The sequence below is a fragment of the Inquilinus sp. genome (genome assembly GCF_039594555.1).
Taxonomy (GTDB): domain Bacteria; phylum Pseudomonadota; class Alphaproteobacteria; order DSM-16000; family Inquilinaceae; genus Inquilinus.
On sequence record NZ_JBCNNF010000110.1, the window covers coordinates 1 to 17491 of the forward strand.

Here is a 17491-nt window from a genome sequence, read left to right on the forward strand (position 1 = left end):
GATCTTCAGGCAGATCGAGGTGCAGGAGCGGATCGCCGGATCCGCCGCCAGGAAGTCGACCCAGGGGGTGCGCGCGACCCAGGCGGCGACGGCGGCGAGATTGTTCTCCGACCGCTCGATCAGCTTCGGCAGGCCGCCGATCTCCTCGGCCCAGGCCAGGCCGTCGATCGCGTCCTCGACGCACAGCATCGACGGGGTGTTGATGGTCTCGCCCTTGAACGGGCCCTCGGTCAGCTTGCCCTTGGAGGTCAGGCGGAACACCTTCGGCAGCGGCCAGGCCGGCGTGTAGCTCTCCAGCCGCGCCACCGCGCGGGGCGACAGGGCCAGCATGCCGTGCGCGCCCTCCCCGCCCAGCACCTTCTGCCAGGACCAGGTGACGATGTCGAGCTTGTCCCAGGGCAGGTCCATGGCGAAGGCGGCCGAGGTGGCGTCGCAGATCACCAGGCCCTGGCGGTTCGCCGGGATGGCGTCGCCATTGGCGAGGCGGACGCCGGAGGTGGTGCCGTTCCAGGTCAGCACCACGTCGCGGTCGAAATCGACCTGCGCCAGGTCCGGCAGCACGCCGTACGGCGCCGTGAAGGTGCGGACGTCCGGCAGCTTCAGCTGCTTGACGACGTCGGTGACCCAGCCTTCGCCGAAGCTTTCCCAGGCCAGGAGGTCGACGCCGCGGGCGCCGAGCAGTGTCCACAGCGCCATCTCGACGGCGCCGGTATCCGATCCCGGCACGATGGCCAGGCGCCAGTCGGCGGGCATGCGCAGCACGCGCTTCGACCGCTCGATCACGTCGGCCAGCTTGGCCTTGCCGATGCCGGCGCGATGCGACCGGCCGAGGGCGGCGTTCTGCAGCGCCTCAAGCGACCAGCCGGGACGCTTGGCACAGGGACCGGAGGAGAAATTAGGGTTGCGCGGACGGAGTCCGGGCGTGGGGGCGAGCGCACTCGCAGTCATGTCTATCCTTCCAGATAGCAGCGTCCCGGTGGGGGGACGTGGCCCGCCGCGGAGGATAGAGATCGCCCCGGTTCCGTCAATCGGATTTTGGAGCCCGCCCTGTTTTCACTGTCATCCTCGGGCTTGACCCGAGGATCCAGGGGCTTTCAAGAACCGCTCTCGGTGGCCCCTGGATTGCCGGGTCAAGCCCGGCAATGACAGTGGATGGGAAGAGCGGTCAGAGACCATTTGGAAACGCGTTGGCGTGAGTCGGCTGGTGGTGGTTTCGAGAACCGGAGCGCAGCGCACATTTTGTGCGTGAGCACCGGAAGCGCAGAAACCGCCATCAGACGGCCGCGCCGGCGCGTTTCCGAATGGTCTCTAAGCCGCCGCGGTCTCGATCGTCGCGCAGATCTCGCCAACCAAAGTCTCGATCAGCGCCGCGTCCTCGCCCTCGGCCATCACCCGGATCAGCGGCTCGGTGCCCGACTTGCGGATCAGCAGGCGGCCATCCTTGCCCAGCCTGGCCTCGGCCGCGGCGATCGCGTCCTTCACCGGGGTCTGCTCCAGCGGCGACGGCGTCCCCGGGACCGGGGTGAAGCGCACGCTTCGCAGGCGCTGCGGCATCGGCTCGAACACCCGGAACACCTCGCTGGAGGGCCGGCCGGCCTGCTGGATCACCGCCAGCACCTGCAGCGCCGCGATCAGCCCGTCGCCGGTGGTGGCGTGGTCGCTCATGACGATGTGGCCGGACTGCTCGCCGCCCAGATTCAGCCCGCGCTCGCGCATCGTCTCGACCACGTAGCGGTCGCCCACGGCGGTGCGGATCAGGCTGATGCCCAGCCCGCCGAGGAACCGCTCCATGCCCAGGTTGGACATCACCGTCGCGGCCACGGCCGGCTGGGCCAGGCGGCCGCCGGAGAGCCAGTCGCGCGCGATCATCGCCATCAGCTGGTCGCCGTCGATCTGGCGGCCGGTCTCGTCAGCCATGATCAGCCGGTCGGCGTCGCCGTCCAGCGACAGGCCGAGATGGGCGCCATGGGCCACCACGGCCTGCTGCATCACGTCGGTCGCGGTGGCGCCGCAGCCCTTGTTGATGTTCAGGCCGTCGGGCGACACGCCGATGGTGATCACCTCGGCCCCCAGCTCCCACAGCACCGCGGGGGCGACCTTGTAGGCGGCGCCGTTGGCGCAATCGACCACCACCTTGAGCCCGTCGAGCCGCAGGCCCTTGGGGAAGGTGTTCTTGGCGTATTCGATATAGCGGCCGGAAGCATCGTCCAGACGACGGGCGCGGCCGAGCCGGGCGGCGGGGGCCAGCTGGTCCTCGGCGGGCTGGGCGATGCGATCCTCGATCTCGCGCTCGACCTCGTCCGACAGCTTGTAGCCGTCCGGCCCGAACAGCTTGATGCCGTTGTCCTCATAGGGGTTGTGCGAGGCCGAGATCATCACCCCGAGATCGGCGCGCAGCGACCGGGTCAGCATGGCGATGGCCGGGGTCGGGATCGGCCCGACCAGGGTGACGTCCATGCCGGCGCCGATGAAGCCCGCGGTCAGCGCCGGCTCCAGCAGATAGCCGGACAGGCGGGTGTCCTTGCCGATCACCACCAGGTGGCGATGGTCGCCGCGGCGGAACTGCGCTGCCGCGGCCGTCGCCACCTTCAGCGCCGTCTCAGCCGTCATCGGTTCGACATTCGCACGGCCGCGGATGCCATCGGTCCCGAACAGCTTGCGCGTCATCTAGTCCCCTGCCTCTGCTTCGATCCCCACCTGCAGCGCCGACCACACGGCCAGCGCCTGCCGCGTCTCGGCGACGTCGTGCACCCGTAAGATTTGCACCCCCTGGGCCACGCCGTACAGCCCCGCCGCGACCGACCCCGCCACCCGCGACTTCGGATCGGCGGCGCCGGACAGGGTGCCGATGAAGCGCTTGCGCGACACGCCGAGCAGGACGGCGCAGCCGAGTCCGTGCAGCAGCGATAGGCCGCGCAGCAGCGGCAGGTTGTGGTCCAGCGACTTCTTGCCGAAGCCGATGCCGGGGTCGACCGCGATGCGGCCGGGCGGGATGCCGGCGGCGGCGCAGGCCCCCACCCGCTCCTCCAGCCAGTCGAACACGTCGAGCAGGACGTCATCGTAGACCGGGTTCTCCTGCATCGTCCGCGGCTCGCCCTGGATGTGCATCAGCACCACGGGGCAGCCGGCGCGGGCAACGACGCCGAGGCTGGCGGGATCGCCGGTCAGGCCGGTGACGTCGTTGACGATGCGGGCGCCGGCGGCCAGCGCCGCCTGCATCACCGCGGCATGGCGGGTGTCGACCGACACGGTCAGGCCCCGATTGGCGAGGTCGCGGATCACCGGCCCGATCCGCGCGATCTCCTCGTCCTGCGACACCGGGGCGGAGCCGGGCCGGGTCGATTCGCCGCCGATGTCGAGGATCTCCGCCCCGGCCTCGGCCAGGGCCAGACCGTGGGCGACGGCGCGGCGGGGATCGGCGAAGTCGCCGCCGTCGGAGAAGCTGTCGGGGGTGACATTGACGATGCCCATCAGTCGCGGGCGATCGAGAGCGAGCCCGGCGAAGGGCGGACGTGGCCGGCTGAGCTCGTCGAGCCGGTCTTCGATCTCGGCATCGAGGCCGCGGCTGGCAGCCCAGCGGCGCAGCGTGTCGAGATCGGCGACGGCGCGGACGATGTCAGATGACGGATGGGCCGGTGCCGCCCCCTCACCCGGAACCGCTGCCGCGGTTCCGACCTCTCCCCGGGGGAGAGGTGATGGTTCCCCTCTCCTCGGGGAGAGGGAGGGGCCCGTTCGCGTTGGCGAACGGGAGGGTGAGGGGGACTCCTGCCGCAGGATCAGCTCGAGCCGGTCGAAGGGCAGCGTTCCGCCCGCCAGCGCCAGGCCGCCGGGCGCGGCATCGGCCAAGCCGAGCGGCCGCAGATAGACGCGCACTCCGGGCCGACCGGCCCAGGGCGCAAACTCGTCGGAGAGGGAAACGGCACGGGCCGCGTCGAAACGCGGCCCGTGGGTCTTGTCAGTCGTCATCCGGTCAGGTGCCCGCCCGGTTACGTACCAGGCTGCGGCTCCGGGTCGATGCCCTTGGCGCCGCCCGACGGCACCGAGGTGCGCTTGCCGCTGGTCGGGCGCTTCGGCGGCGGCGGCTCGTCATTCGGCTCCGGCCGCACGATCGGCTCGCCGCGCAGGATCAGGCCCCGCACCTCGTCGCCGGTCAGCGTCTCGAATTCGAGCAGGGCGTTGGCCAGCAGATGCAGCTGGTCGATGTGCTCGGTGAGGATGTTGCGGGCCTTGGTCTCGGCCTCCTCGATCAGGCGACGCATCTCCTCGTCGATGATCTTCGCCGTCTCCTCCGAGACGTTCTGCGTCTGCGTCACCGAATGGCCGAGGAACACCTCCTGGCCGTTCGAGCTGTAGCGCAGCCGGCCCAGCTTCGGCGACATGCCCCATTCGGTGACCATGGCGCGGGCCAGGTTGGTCGCCGCCTGGATGTCGCTCGACGCACCGCTGGTCACCCGCTCCGGCCCGAAGATCAGCTCTTCCGCCAAGCGGCCGCCGAAGGTCATGGCCAACCGCGATTCCATCTGGATCTTGGCCCAGCTGATGCGGTCGTTCTCCGGCAGGCTGATGACCATGCCCAGGGCCCGGCCGCGCGGGATGATCGTCGCCTTGTGGATCGGATCATGCTCCGGCACGTACAGGCCGACGATGGCGTGGCCGGCCTCGTGATAGGCGGTGGTCTTCTTCTCCTCGTCGGTCATGACCATCGAGCGGCGCTCGGCGCCCATCATGACCTTGTCCTTGGCCTCCTCGAACTCGGCATGGGAGACCACGCGCTTGCCGCGCCGGGCGGCCAGCAGCGCCGCCTCGTTGACAAGGTTGGCGAGGTCGGCGCCCGAGAAGCCCGGCGTGCCGCGGGCGATGGTGCGCGGATCGACGTCCGGCGCCAGCGGCACCTTGCGCATATGGACCTTGAGGATCTTCTCGCGGCCCATGATGTCCGGGTTCGGCACCACCACCTGGCGGTCGAAGCGGCCGGGGCGCAGCAGCGCCGGGTCCAGCACGTCCGGTCGGTTGGTGGCGGCGATCAGGATCACGCCCTCATTCGCCTCGAAGCCGTCCATCTCGACCAGCAGCTGGTTCAGCGTCTGCTCGCGTTCATCGTTGCCGCCGCCAAGGCCGGCGCCGCGATGGCGGCCGACCGCGTCGATCTCGTCGATGAAGATGATGCAGGGGGCATTCTTCTTGCCCTGCTCGAACATGTCGCGGACGCGGCTGGCGCCGACGCCGACGAACATCTCGACGAAGTCCGAGCCCGAGATGGTGAAGAACGGCACATTGGCCTCACCCGCGACCGCACGGGCGGTCAGGGTCTTACCCGTGCCCGGGGGGCCGACCAGCAGCACGCCCTTCGGGATCTTGCCGCCCAGGCGCTGGAACTTCTGCGGGTCCTTCAGGAACTCGACGATCTCCTCGAGCTCCTGCTTGGCCTCGTCGATGCCGGCGACGTCGTCGAAGGTGATGCGCCCGGTGCGCTCGGTCAGCAGCCGCGCGCGGCTCTTGCCGAAGCCCATGGCCTTGCCGCCGCCGGACTGCATCTGGCGCATGAAGAAGATCCAGACGCCGATCAGCAGCAGCATCGGCAGCCACGACACCAGGATGTTCAGCAGCGGGCTGGGGCCGTCGATCGGAGCGGCCTGCACCAGGACGCCGTTCTGGGTCATCCGGTTGACGATGTCGGTGCCTTCCGGCGCGTAGGTCTGGAAGGCCTGGCCGTTGGTGTAGTGGCCCGAGATGGTCTGGCCCTGGATCCGGGCATCGGCGATCTGCTTGTCCTCGACCGCCTTCACCAGCGCGCTATAGGCCAGCTCGCCCTGCGAGCTGCGCCCGCCGGACGTCTGAAACAGGTTGAACAGCGCGAGGAGCAGCAGGCCGATGATGATCCAGAGCGCAAAGTTCTTGCCGAAATTATTCACGGACGTCGCCTCATGTCCCGCGCATACCGCTTGCGCGGCGCCACGGCGTCGTGGGTCCCCGGAATGCCTCCGGAGGCTCGCTAGTAGATAATATAGCGCCGCGTCTAAACAACCGGGAATCCATTCGGCAGGAGCGGCCGCGACGGCTCGAACCGCAGAAACAGGCCATCTTCGAGGACACCCGCCAGGTCGGGCCGCCGCCGCACGTGGCCGTTGCGCCACAGCCCGGGCAGCGTCGCGGCAGCCTCGAAGGGAAGATCTGACGGCCGCCCCTGCCCCGCAGCGGCGTCGCCCCAGGCTGCGATCCGATCGCCGGAAGCGGCGTCAGCCGGCATTTCGATGCGGAAACGACCATCCCAGAGCAAGAATGTTCCAGGAGTGAGCCCGGCGGTCTCCGGCAGGAAGCGGCGCTCGCGGAACACCAGCAGCCGGTCGCCGGCTACCCGCAGCCGGCAGCGGCCGAGGGTGCGACCCAGCAGCGCACCGTCCCGCACCGCGCCCGCCAGCCGTTCCACGGCGTCGAACCGTGGCTCCGCTCCGCCGCCGATGCAGGCGGTGACGGACTCGAGCAAGCGCCGGGCGATCTCCGGTTCCGCCTGCCGCAGGGTTGGCAGGTCGATGGCGGCGTAGCCGGCGGGGTCGAGCCGCACGGCGCGGCGGCCCAACTCCGCGGTGATCCGCTCCAGCGCATCCCGGGCCTGGCCGGCACGGCGGGCCAATGCGAACAGCCGGTCCTCGGTCAGCCCCTCCGCCGCCAGCACCTCGCGGGCGGCGCGCAGCCGGGCGCGGGCATAGCGGCTGCGGCGGTTGGAGGGATCGTCGGCCGGGACCACGCCGAAGACGACACAGGTGGCCACCAGCCGCGCCTTCGGCAGGTCGAGCAGCGGCCGCAGCAGCCGGCCCCAGGGCGCCGGGCGCCAGGCGGCCATGCCGGCCAGCCCGTCGACGCCGCTGCCCTTGGCCAGGCGCAGCAGCACGGTCTCGGCCTGGTCCTCGCGGTGATGGGCGACAGCCAAGTCGCGGATGCCGGCTTCGCGGCAGGCCTGCTGCAGCAGGGCGTAGCGGGCACGGCGTGCCTGCTCCTGCGAGGCCCGGGCGGGAGCATCGGTCCAGACCAGGATCCGGTGCGGAATGTCGTGGCGGGTCAGGGAAGCGCCGGCAGCGGCGGCTTCGGCGGTCGACTCCGGGCGCAGCCGGTGGTCGACGATCAGGGCCAGGAGCTGGCCGCCCCTCTGCCGGACCCAGCGTGCGGCGAGGAGGCTGAGCGCCATGCTGTCCGGGCCGCCCGAGACGGCGACGGCAAGGCGAAGGGGCCGGTCGAAGGGGCCGAGGCGGTCGAGCCGCGCGGCGAATTCCTCATCCGAGACGGGCTCGGCTGTGACCGGGTCGTTCATGCATCAGCAGCGCATCAGCTGCTGCTGGTCCTTGGCGCGCCGCAGCATCTGCGCCGGGGCGTCGGGATAGTCGGCCACCAGCCGGGCAAAGGCGTCGCAGGCCGAACGGTCCTGCCGGGCGGCGACCAGGGACTGCCCCAGCCGCATCAACGCATCCGGCGCCCTCGGGCCGCGCGGGTCCATCGACCAGGCGGTGTTGAAGGCGTTGGCCGCCTCGCCCGGGCGGCCCACTGCCAGCAGGGATTCGCCGAGCCAGTAATGGGCGTTGCCGGCCAGGCCGCCGCCGGGATTGGCGGCGATGACCTGGCTGAAACCGGCGATGGCGCCGTCATAGTCGCCGCGGTTGTACAGGCCCTGGGCCTGGTTGTACGCGGCCGTGGCGTCGCCGGCCGGTGCGCCGAAGCCATAGGGCTGCGGCTCCGTCGAGGCGAAGCCCGGCACCTGTGGCGCCGGGCCCGGGTCGACGGCCCCCATCTCCTGCGGCGCGGCCAGGGCGTCGCCCTGGTCGTCATAGCCGGGGGGCACGGGACCGGCGTCGGACCGCTTCGGCGGCACCAGCGGCGTCGGGGTGAAGGGCTGCGGCGTGCGCGGCGCGGCCGGGGCGCTGCCCTGGGACGGCGCCTTCCGGGCAGGGGCCGGAGCCGGCGCGGCCTTGGCGCCGCCGCCCTCGAGCTCGTTCAGCCGGAACTCGATATCGGCCTGGGCCCGCTTCAGCTGGTCGGCCAGCTGCTGGTTCTGGTACTGCAACTGCTCGATCTGGCCGGTCAGCTGCGAGATCTGCTGCTCCAGCGTGCTGACGCGGACCTCGAGTTGGGCCTCGTAGCTCTGCGCCCGGCCGGGCCCGGACGGGGCCAGGACCGCGACGGCAAGCGCCACGGCCGCGAATACACTCCATCGCCTCTGCGAAGCCGGCATGTCGCCTCCACCTCCTTGGTTCGGGGCACGGGTTCGGCCTGGGCCGCGGGACCGATTTTCGGCTGATCTTGAGCCGATCCCAGCGGCGAAAATAAGACGCGCCGGGCACAGCGACAACGGCAATGCCGCTGCCGCCGTCCGGCGCGCGAGTCTTCCGTCCTGCGGCGGACCGGCCACGGGGCGCGGTCCGCCGGCCGGCGGGATCAGTTGACGACGGTGACCGCCCGGCGGTTCTGCGCCCAGGCCGACTCGTCGTGGCCCGGCACCGCCGGACGCTCCTTGCCGTAGCTGATGGTGGTGACCCGCGACGGGGCAACGCCATTGGCGATCAGGTAGTTGCGCACCGAGTTGGCGCGGCGGTCGCCGAGGGCGAGGTTGTACTCGCGGGTGCCGCGCTCGTCGGCGTGGCCTTCGACGGTCACGGCCACATTCTGGTACTGCTGCAGCCAGCCGCCCTGCTTGTTCAGCGTGGCCTGCGCCTCAGGGCTCAGGTCGAAGCCGTTGAGCGAGAAGAACACCCGGTCGCCGATGTTCTGCGCCAGATCCTGCTGCGAGCCGGGAACGGCGGTGCCGCCCGTGCCGAGACCGCCGGCGCCGGCGCCGGTGCCGGCGTTCTGGGTGGAGCTGCAGGCCGTGGCCAGCAGCAGAGCCCCCATGAGGGACACAATCTTGAGACGCATGGTTTTTGCCCCTGACGTGGATCCGACGTTACGATTCGGAAAGCGGTTGAGGGAAAAGCAGGTTACTGCCCGCTCCGCAAGGTATTTCTTGCGTAATTTCTAGCATTTCTGCGGCTTGCCGTCACGGCAGCAGCGGCGACCATGCGGCGTCGGACGCATCGAAGGGCGTCGGCACCGCGGCGCTGACCCGGCCGGTGATGTCGACCGTCACCAGCTTGCTCCCGCCGCCGCCACTCGCCGTGTACATCAGCACGCGGCCGTTCGGCGCCCAGGTCGGGCCTTCCGCCAGGAATCCCGAGGCCAGGTCACGCTCGCCCGTCCCGTCCGGCCGCATCACGCCGATCGAGAACTGGCCGCGCGTGATCTTGGTGAAGGCGATCAGGTCGCCGCGCGGCGACCACACCGGCGTGCCATAGGTGCCCTGGCCGAAGCTGAGGCGGCGCACCCCCGACCCGTCGGAGTTCATGATGTAGAGCTGCTGGCTGCCGCCGCGGTCGCTCTCGAACACGATCTGCGTCCCGTCCTTGGAGTAGGAGGGCGAGGTCTCGATCGAGGGGTCCGAGGTCAGGCGCTGCACCGAGCGGGTGCGCAGGTCCTGGACATAGATGTCGGTGTTGCCGTTCTGCGCCATGCTGAAGATCACCCGGTTGCCGTCCGGGCTGAAGCGCGGCGAGAAGGTCATGTTCGGGAAGTCGCCCAGCGATTCCTGCCGGCCGCTGCCGAGGTCGAGCAGGTAGACCCGCGGCTTGTTGCCGACATAGGCCATGTAGGTGATCTGCTGCGTGCTCGGCGAGAAGCGTGGCGTCAGCACCAGCTGCGACCCGTCGGTCAAGAACTGATGGTTGGCGCCGTCCTGGTCCATGATCGCCAGGCGCTTGACCCGGTTGGTCTCGGGCCCGGTCTCGGAGACGTAGACGACGCGGGTGTCGAAATACCCGTCCTCGCCGGTGACGGCGCGGTAGATCTCGTCGGCGATCTTGTGGGCGACGCGGCGCATCAGGGCGCTGTCGCCGGTCAGGGTCAGGCCCGTCAGCTGCTGCTCGGCGGCAACGTCCCAGAGCCGGAAGTCGACGTCGAAGCGGCCGTCGCCGCGCGGCCGGACCTGGCCGGTGACCAGGGCCTGGGCCGCCAGCACCTTCCAGTCGGCGAAGCGCGGCCCCTGCTGCAAGGACGCGGCGTCCTGGGTGAAGGCGCGCGGGTCGATCGGCGCGAACAGGCCGGAGCGCTGCAGATCCGCCGAGATGATCTGGCTGATCTGGCTGCCGACGGAATCACCGGGGAAGTCGGTGATCGCGATCGGCATCGGCTGGGTCACGCCCTGATTGATATCGATCCGGATCTCGGCCCGGGCCGCAGCCGGCACGAGCGAGAGGGATACGACCGCAGCCAGGGCGGCCAGCGTGGTCTGGAGGAAGCCTCGTTTCATCATCTGCACCTCGGTTCCTGGCTGGTCAGAAGTAGTCCTTGGGATCGAAATTGAAGAGGTAGGATTCCGATGTCCACCCGCCTTGGGGGGCAGGCAGGGGCTGGCAGGCCGGGTTGAGCAGCGCCCGTCGCGCCCTGGCACCCCAGCTCGGATCGCCACCGTCATTCACCACCGTGACATCCTGGGGACGGATGGTTCCGTCAGGCTGGATGGCGGCGACGCGAACTTGGACAGCTGGCTTGTTCCGGGCCGCTTCGTCGACGTTCCAGCATGGCTTAAGCCTTTCGCGGATCGCACCCTCGTCACCCACGGACAGGCGCGTCTCACGACCGCCCTGCCCTGTCGGGCGCTGCGCCCGGTTCGACGAACGGCTGGATGTCCGTCCGTTCGGCTGTCCATCCAGCAGGCCAGCGATCTGGTCGCTTTCCGGCTGCGACGACGTGGCCGGCCGCGTCGGCGTGGCGGCCCCCTGCTGCGCCGGTGCCGGCGGCGGCGCCTTCGGCCGGGATCCCGGGCGCGGCGCTTCGGTCGGCGAGATGGCCATCGGGTCGGCCTCGGCCGTCTGGGCCGGTGGCGTCGGCGGCGACGGAGTCGGCGTCGGCTCGGCCTGCGGCTTGCCTGAGGGCGGGTTCGGCCGCTGCGGCGGCGGGGGCGGCGGTTGTTGCGGCGTCGGCGGAGGCGGCGGCGGCTTGGTGGCCTCGGGCGACGGCGCCTGCACCGGCGGTGGCGGCGGCGTGGGCGGCGGCGGGGTCGGCGTCGGCGGCGTCGGCATCTCCGGCGCCTGCGGCGGCGTCTTCGGTGCCGGCGGGGTCGGCGGCGGAGGCGGCGGCGAGGCCGGTTCGGGCTCCGGCGCCGGGCGCGCCTGCGGCGTCGGCTCGGACTGCCGCGGCTGCGGCAGCTGCGCCACCTTCGGCGGCTCCGGCCTCTGGGCCGGCGGCTTCGGTGTCGGCGGGGTCTTGGCGGCAGCCGGCGGCGGCGGCGCATCGGCGTCGCCGGTGGCATCCGGGGCCGGCGGGCGGTCCGGCGCGATCTCGCCGGTCGCACCCGCGCCGACCGCATCGGCGCTGACGATCTCCACCGGCACGACCGCGATCGCCGGCGCGTCGCGCCGGAACAGCGGCAGCCCGAACATCAGCACGATCAGCAGGATCGCGTGCAGGGCCAGGGAGATGATGAGACTGGGACGCATGGGGCTCTTGTCAGCGCCTCGGTGCCGGCGCGGCGGTCGCGGGGGCCGGCGTCAGGGCCGCTTGGCCCTTCGGCGTCTCGGAGATCAGCGCCACGCGGGTGAAGCCGGCGGAGGTGATGGCGCCCATCACCTGCATGATCCGGCCATAGGCCAGCGCCTGGTCGCCGAACACGAAGATGCGGGTCTCGGCCGGGCCGCCGCCAGAGCCGGCGGCCGCGCCCTGGGACTGCGCCTTGGCGATCGCGGTCAGCATCGGCACCAGGTCCTCCATCGCCACCTGCTTCTTCTGCACGTAGATCTGGCCCTGGGCGTCGATGGTGACCTGCAGCGGCTGCTCCTTGGTCGGGATGTTCTGGGCGCGGGTCTGCGGCAGGTCGACCGGCACGCCGACGGTCAGCAGCGGCGCCGTGACCATGAACACGATCAGCAGCACCAGCATGACGTCGACGAAGGGGGTAACGTTGATGTCGGCGTTGGGGCGCAGGGTGCGGCGACGGCCGCCGCGGGTGCGGCCGGTGGCATGGGACAGGGAGACGCCCATCAGCTGCGGTCCTCGAGATAGCGCGACAGGATCGCGCCGAATTCGCCGGCGAAGTTCTCCAGCCGCTCGGCGTATTTGTTCAGGTCGTTCGAGAACTTGTTGTAGGCGGTGGTGGCCGGGATGGCGGCGAACAGGCCGATGGCGGTGGCGAACAGCGCCTCGGCGATGCCCGGCGCCACCACGGCGAGGCTGGTGTCGGCCTGAGCGGCGATCGACTGGAACGAGTTCATGATGCCCCACACCGTGCCGAACAGGCCGACGAAGGGCGCGGTCGAGCCGACCGAGGCCAGCACGGTCATGCCGCGCTCGACCCGGCCGAGCTCACGCGTCATGGTCACCTGCATCACCCGGTCGATGCGCTGCTGCAGCCCGGCGCGCATGCTGCCGGACTGGCTGAGGCCGCGATCGGCTGCGATGCGCCATTCCTTCATGCCGGCGGCGAAGGTGGCGGCCATCGGGTCGGGCGGGTTGGCGCCGACCTGGTCGTACAGGTCGTCGAGCGACCCGCCGGACCAGAAGGCGTCCTCGAAGGCGTCGGCCTGGCGGTTCAGCCGCCGGACGCGAATCCATTTCTCGAAGATGATCGCCCAGCACCAGACGGATGCCGCCAGCAGCAGCAGCATCACGAATTTGACGATCACATCGGCCTGCAGGAACAAGCCCCACATGCTCAGATTGTGCAGGGCACCCTGCCCCGCCACCTGGGCTGTATCGATCACCGACTGCTCCATACCCTTCGCCCTTCACCCTGCCGCGTGCGACGCGGTCTGGTCCTTGATCGCGTTGAACACCTCGCGAAGCCGCGGCGGCATCCGCGCCGCCCGGCCGTCACGAGTGATGCAGGCCAATTTCAGCAGCAATGTGACGATGTCATCGTCCCCGCGCCGGATCGCCTGCGACATTTCGAGACTGGCGCCGCCGATCGCTGTCACCGCGGTCTCGACCGTCAGCTGGTCGTCCAGCCGGGCGGAGCGGCGGTAGTCGATGACGCAATGGCGCACGGCGAAGGCGATGCCGGTCTGCTCCAGCATCGTCCACTGCTCGAAGCCCGCTGTGCGCAGCAACTCCGTCCGTGCCCGCTCGGCGAAGCGCAGATAGGAGGCGTGGTAGACGATGCCCGACCCGTCCGTGTCCTCCCAATAGACCCGGACGGGGAAGCTGTGGAGCGCGCTCACGGCTCGTCTTCCGCCAGCAGGTCGAGTTGGGAGGCGCCGCGCTTCGGCTCGGCCAAGCCGAGAGCGCGGTAGCCGCGGTCGCCCAGCACCCGGCCGCGCGGCGTGCGCAGCAGCAGGCCCTGCTGCAGCAGGTAGGGCTCGATCACTTCCTCGATCATGTCGCGCTGCTCGCTCAGCGCCGCCGCCAGCGTCTCGACCCCGACCGGGCCGCCGCCGTAATGCTCCGCGATCATGCGCAGATAGCGCCGGTCCATGGCGTCCAGCCCGGCCTCGTCGACATCGAGGCGCTTCAGCGCCTGGTCGGCGGCGCGGGCGTCGATCTGCGCCAGCCCGGCCACCGCGCCGAAATCGCGCACCCGGCGCAGCAGCCGCCCGGCGATGCGCGGCGTGCCGCGCGAGCGCTTGGCGATCTCATGCGCGCCCTCGTCGGTCAGCGGGCAGCCCAGCAGCCGGGCGCCGCGGGCGACGATCGATTCCAGCTCGGGCGTGCCGTAGAAGTTCAGCCGCAGCGGGATGCCGAAGCGGTCACGCAGCGGCGTGGTGATCAGGCCGGACCGGGTGGTGGCGCCGACCAGGGTGAAGGGCGGCAGATCGATCCGCACCGACCGCGCCGCCGGCCCCTCGCCGATGATCAGGTCGAGCTGGAAATCCTCCATCGCCGGATAGAGGATCTCCTCCACCGCCGGGTTCATGCGGTGGATCTCGTCGATGAACAGCACGTCGCGCGGCTGCAGGTTGGTCAGGATCGCCGCCAGGTCGCCGGCGCGGGCGATCACCGGGCCGGAGGTGGCGCGGAACCCGACGCCGAGTTCGCGCGACACGATCTGGGCCAGGGTGGTCTTGCCCAGGCCGGGCGGGCCGAACAGCAGGACATGGTCCAGCGCCTCGGCCCGGCTGCGCGCCGCGGTGACGAAGACGCGGAGATTGTCACAGACCTCGCGCTGGCCGACGAAATCCTCCAGCGTCTGCGGCCGCAGCGAGGCGTCGTCGTCGCCCTGGCGCTCGCCGGTGACGATACGGTCGGCATCTCCGCTCATGACGCCAGCTCACGCAGGGCAGCGGGGATGATCGCCGACACCGTCGCCTCGGGCCCCAACTTGCCGCCGGCCTTGGCCACCGCGGCGAAAGCCTCGGCCCGGCCGTAGCCGAGATTGACCAGGGCGGAGACCGCGTCGGACGCGGCGCCGGCCTCCGCCGGAGCGGCCGCGGGGGCAGCCCCGCCGGCGTGGAAGGCGATGACGGCCGGCCCGAGGGCGATGCCGCCGACCTTGTCCTTCAGCTCCGACGCGATGCGGCCGGCCAGCTTCGGCCCGACGCCGTCGGCCCGGGCCAGCATCGCCTTGTCGCCGGCGGCGACGGCAGTGGCCACCTGGTCCGGCGACAGTACGGACAGGATGGCCAGCGCCACCTTGGCCCCCACCCCCTGCACCGTGGTCAGCAGGCGGAACCAGTCGCGCTCCGCCGTGTCGGCGAAGCCGTAGAGATGGATGTGGTCCTCGCGCACATGGGTCTCGACATGCACAGCCACCGCCTCGCGCGGGCCGCCGAGCAGGCCGAGGGTGCGGCGCGAGCAGAACACCAGATAGCCGACGCCATTGCAGTCGATCACCGCATGGTCGGCCCCGGCGCTGTCGAGCAGGCCGCGCAGCCGGGCGATCATCGCGCCACCTGCAGCCGGATGCCGGCGATGCTGGCTTCGGTCTGGCGGTGATGGGCGTGGCAGATCGCCACGGCCAGGGCATCGGCCGCGTCAGGGGTCCGGAAGGTCGTTCCCGGCAGCAGCATCCGCACCATGTGCTGGACCTGGGTCTTGTCGGCATGGCCGGCGCCGACCACCGACTTCTTGATGTGGTTGGCGCCGTATTCCGCGACCCGCAGCCCGGCCAGGGCCGGCACCAGCAGCACCACGCCGCGGGCCAGGCCCAGCTTCAGGGTCGAGGTCGGGTTCTTGTTGACGAACGTCTCCTCGACCGCCGCCTCGTCCGGCGTCCAGTCTCGGATCACCTCGACCAGCCCGTCATGCAATTGCACGAGCCGCATGGCGAGGTCGGCCTTGTCGTCGGAATCGACGCTGCCATCGGCGATGTAGCGCAACCGGTTGCCGTCGACATCCAGGACGCCCCAGCCGGTGTGGCGCAGCCCGGGGTCGAGGCCGAGGATCCTCATCGGCGCCCCATCTCCCCTGCCCTCGCCATCCCGCGCTCCATCATCCCTCCGCCGGCTCAGGCCGTGAGCCGCGCCATGACGTCGTCCGGGATCTCGAAATTGGCCGAGACCCGCTGCACGTCGTCGCTGTCTTCCAGCGTGTCGAGCAGCTTCAGCAGCGATGCCGCCTGCTCCTCGTTCAGCGCCACGCTGTTCAGCGGCCGCCAGACAAGGCCCGAGGAATCCGGCGCGCCGAACTTCTCTTCCAGCGCGTCGCGCACGGCGGCGAAGCCCTCGACCGTGGTGGTCACGGTGTGGGTCTCGTCATCGCTCTGCACGTCGTCGGCGCCAGCTTCCAGCGCCGCCTCGAACATCGCATCGGCGCTGGCCGCCTTGACCGGAAACACCAGCTCGCCGACCCGGTTGAACATGAAGCTGACCGAGTTGGTCTCGCCCAGCGACCCGCCGTGCTTGGCGAAGATCGAGCGGACGTCGGCCGCGGTGCGGTTGCGGTTGTCGGTCAGCGCCTCGACGATCACGGCGATGCCGGCCGGGCCGTAGCCCTCGTAGCGGATCTCGACATAGTCGCTGTCGTTGCCGTCGCCGGTGGCGCGCTTGATCGCCCGGTCGATGTTGTCCTTCGGCATGTTCTCCTTGCGCGCGGCCTGGATGGCGGCGCGCAGGCGCGGGTTCATCGCCGGGTCGGGCAGGCCGAGCTTGGCGGAAACGGTGATCTCGCGCTGGAGCTTGGTGAAGATCTTGGCCCGCTTGGCGTCCTGCGCGCCCTTGCGGTGCATGATGTTCTTGAACTGTGAATGACCGGCCATGGGGCAGTGCCTGACTGACTTGGAGAGTTCGCGGCGCGAGAGATATGCGGCCGGGCGGGCGACGGCAAGCGCCACCGCACGCTCACTGGCGCCGCGTTAGGCCCAGACTATGGCGGTTTTGTGGCCCGGAGGGAAGAGACACGAATATTTCCGAACGTGGATATTCCGTTTCGCAGCAATCAGATAGACGCAATTTCAAAGAAATCAGATGAATAGGTTCAGCCGGTCGGCTCTGCCGGGGCAAAACCGCTCGGCCAGGCCGGCGCCAGGCGGCCGCCGATGCGCAGCGGCTCGACCTTGCGGGCGAGTCCCGTGGTCTCGTCGGTCTCCAGCACCAGGCCGCAGATCGTCGGCTGGCCCTCTGCCGGCGTCAGCCGCTCGGTCGGCATCTTGCGGATGAAGCGGGCGATCGCCGGCTCCTTCCCCATGCCGATGACGCTGTCATAGTCGCCGCACATGCCGGCATCGGTCTGGTAGGCGGTGCCGCCGCGCAGGATGTGCAGATCCGCGGTCGGGATATGGGTGTGGGTGCCGACCACCAGCGTCACCCGGCCGTCGAGGTGATGGCCCATCGCCATCTTCTCGCTCGACGCCTCACCGTGGAAATCGACGATGATGGCGTCGACCACGCCCGGCATCGCCATGTCGGCCAGCAGCCGGTCGACCGCGGCGAAGGGGTCGTCCAGCGCGTCCATGAACAGCCGCGCCATGATGTTGACCACCAGCACCTGGCGGCCGCCGCGGGCCTGCAGCAGCGTGGCGCCGCGCCCGGGCGTGCCGGCCGGGAAATTGGCCGGGCGCACCATCCGCGAGTCGCGGTCGATGGTGCCCAGCAATTCGCGCTGATCCCAGACATGGTTGCCGGTGGTCAGGCAGTCGACGCCCGACTCATAGAACTCCTCGGCGATCTTCGGGGTGATGCCGAAGCCGCCGGCCGAGTTCTCGCCATTGACCACCACGAAGTCGAGATCCAGGCGCTGGCGCAGCCGCGGCACCTGTTCCATCACCGCCACACGGGCGGCACGGCCGACAACATCCCCCAGGAACAGAATGCGCATTCGAAATCCGTCTCACACAGCAATGCGGATCGCCTCGCGATCCGTCACGATCCAATCCAAGGCCTCGTCGTGCAGGCCGATCGGCACCGCCGTGACCTCCTGCCCGGCATAACCGACTCCGACCGCCAGAACTCGCCGCTGCGCCCGCAGCCCGGCCAGGGTGCGGTCGTAGAAGCCGGCGCCATAGCCCATGCGGAAGCCCTTGCGGTCGAAGCCGAGCAGCGGCACG

The 17491-nt window shown here is 70.5% G+C and carries 18 protein-coding genes; all 18 read right to left on the minus strand.

Going from position 1 to position 17491, the window contains the following annotated elements; genetic code table 11:
* Window positions 1-948, minus strand: a 948-nt coding sequence (locus ABDW35_RS13930) for a phosphoserine transaminase (protein WP_343714471.1), incomplete at its 3' end; no start/stop codon positions are given.
* 360 nt (window positions 949-1308) lie between these two features.
* Window positions 1309-2667 carry a phosphoglucosamine mutase gene (glmM, locus tag ABDW35_RS13935; RefSeq protein WP_343714472.1) on the minus strand — a complete coding sequence of 453 codons (1359 nt, stop codon included), beginning with the start codon at window positions 2665-2667 and terminating at the stop codon, window positions 1309-1311.
* Window positions 2668-3966 carry a dihydropteroate synthase gene (gene folP / locus ABDW35_RS13940; RefSeq protein WP_343714473.1) on the minus strand — a complete coding sequence of 433 codons (1299 nt, stop codon included), beginning with the start codon at window positions 3964-3966 and terminating at the stop codon, window positions 2668-2670.
* A 20-nt stretch (window positions 3967-3986) separates the two neighbouring features.
* Window positions 3987-5912, minus strand: a complete 1926-nt coding sequence (gene ftsH / locus ABDW35_RS13945; protein ID WP_343714474.1) for an ATP-dependent zinc metalloprotease FtsH — start codon at window positions 5910-5912, stop codon at window positions 3987-3989.
* A 104-nt stretch (window positions 5913-6016) separates the two neighbouring features.
* Complete coding sequence (tilS, locus tag ABDW35_RS13950; protein WP_343714475.1) at window positions 6017-7306, minus strand: tRNA lysidine(34) synthetase TilS; 1290 nt, start codon at window positions 7304-7306, stop codon at window positions 6017-6019.
* 3 nt (window positions 7307-7309) lie between these two features.
* Window positions 7310-8182 (minus strand): tol-pal system protein YbgF, encoded by an 873-nt coding sequence (gene ybgF, locus ABDW35_RS13955; protein WP_343714476.1) that lies wholly within the window; start codon window positions 8180-8182, stop codon window positions 7310-7312.
* 242 nt (window positions 8183-8424) lie between these two features.
* A complete protein-coding gene (gene pal / locus ABDW35_RS13960; protein ID WP_343714477.1) occupies window positions 8425-8901 on the minus strand; it encodes a peptidoglycan-associated lipoprotein Pal in 477 nt (158 codons plus the stop codon).
* A 121-nt stretch (window positions 8902-9022) separates the two neighbouring features.
* Window positions 9023-10330 (minus strand): Tol-Pal system beta propeller repeat protein TolB, encoded by a 1308-nt coding sequence (gene tolB / locus ABDW35_RS13965; protein WP_343714478.1) that lies wholly within the window; start codon window positions 10328-10330, stop codon window positions 9023-9025.
* A 22-nt stretch (window positions 10331-10352) separates the two neighbouring features.
* On the minus strand, window positions 10353-11516 hold the full coding sequence (locus tag ABDW35_RS13970) for a TonB C-terminal domain-containing protein (RefSeq protein WP_343714479.1): 1164 nt from the start codon (window positions 11514-11516) through the stop codon (window positions 10353-10355).
* A gap of 10 nt (window positions 11517-11526) precedes the next feature.
* Window positions 11527-12057 carry a protein TolR gene (gene tolR, locus ABDW35_RS13975; protein ID WP_343714480.1) on the minus strand — a complete coding sequence of 177 codons (531 nt, stop codon included), beginning with the start codon at window positions 12055-12057 and terminating at the stop codon, window positions 11527-11529.
* Entirely contained in the window at window positions 12057-12788 is a 732-nt protein-coding gene (gene tolQ / locus ABDW35_RS13980) for a protein TolQ (protein WP_343714481.1), read from the minus strand. The genes tolR and tolQ overlap by 1 nt, the downstream gene beginning before the upstream one ends.
* Before the next feature lie 12 nt (window positions 12789-12800).
* A complete protein-coding gene (ybgC, locus tag ABDW35_RS13985) occupies window positions 12801-13232 on the minus strand; it encodes a tol-pal system-associated acyl-CoA thioesterase (RefSeq protein WP_343714482.1) in 432 nt (143 codons plus the stop codon).
* Window positions 13229-14269, minus strand: coding sequence for a Holliday junction branch migration DNA helicase RuvB (gene ruvB / locus ABDW35_RS13990; RefSeq protein ID WP_343714483.1), 1041 nt, complete (start codon window positions 14267-14269; stop codon window positions 13229-13231). The genes ybgC and ruvB overlap by 4 nt, the downstream gene beginning before the upstream one ends.
* Window positions 14266-14892 (minus strand): Holliday junction branch migration protein RuvA, encoded by a 627-nt coding sequence (gene ruvA, locus ABDW35_RS13995; RefSeq protein ID WP_343714484.1) that lies wholly within the window; start codon window positions 14890-14892, stop codon window positions 14266-14268. The genes ruvB and ruvA overlap by 4 nt, the downstream gene beginning before the upstream one ends.
* Complete coding sequence (gene ruvC / locus ABDW35_RS14000; RefSeq protein ID WP_343714485.1) at window positions 14889-15398, minus strand: crossover junction endodeoxyribonuclease RuvC; 510 nt, start codon at window positions 15396-15398, stop codon at window positions 14889-14891. Before ruvC ends, ruvA begins: the two co-directional genes overlap by 4 nt.
* A 56-nt stretch (window positions 15399-15454) precedes the next feature.
* The gene (locus ABDW35_RS14005; protein ID WP_343714486.1) at window positions 15455-16204 is read right to left on the minus strand and encodes a YebC/PmpR family DNA-binding transcriptional regulator; all 750 of its coding nucleotides are present in this window, start codon (window positions 16202-16204) and stop codon (window positions 15455-15457) included.
* 218 nt (window positions 16205-16422) lie between these two features.
* Window positions 16423-17262: a TIGR00282 family metallophosphoesterase gene (locus ABDW35_RS14010; protein WP_343714487.1), complete on the minus strand. Its 840-nt coding sequence runs from the start codon at window positions 17260-17262 to the stop codon at window positions 16423-16425.
* 12 nt (window positions 17263-17274) lie between these two features.
* The coding region (locus ABDW35_RS14015) for a 5-formyltetrahydrofolate cyclo-ligase (protein WP_343714488.1) at window positions 17275-17491 on the minus strand (217 nt) is incomplete at its 5' end.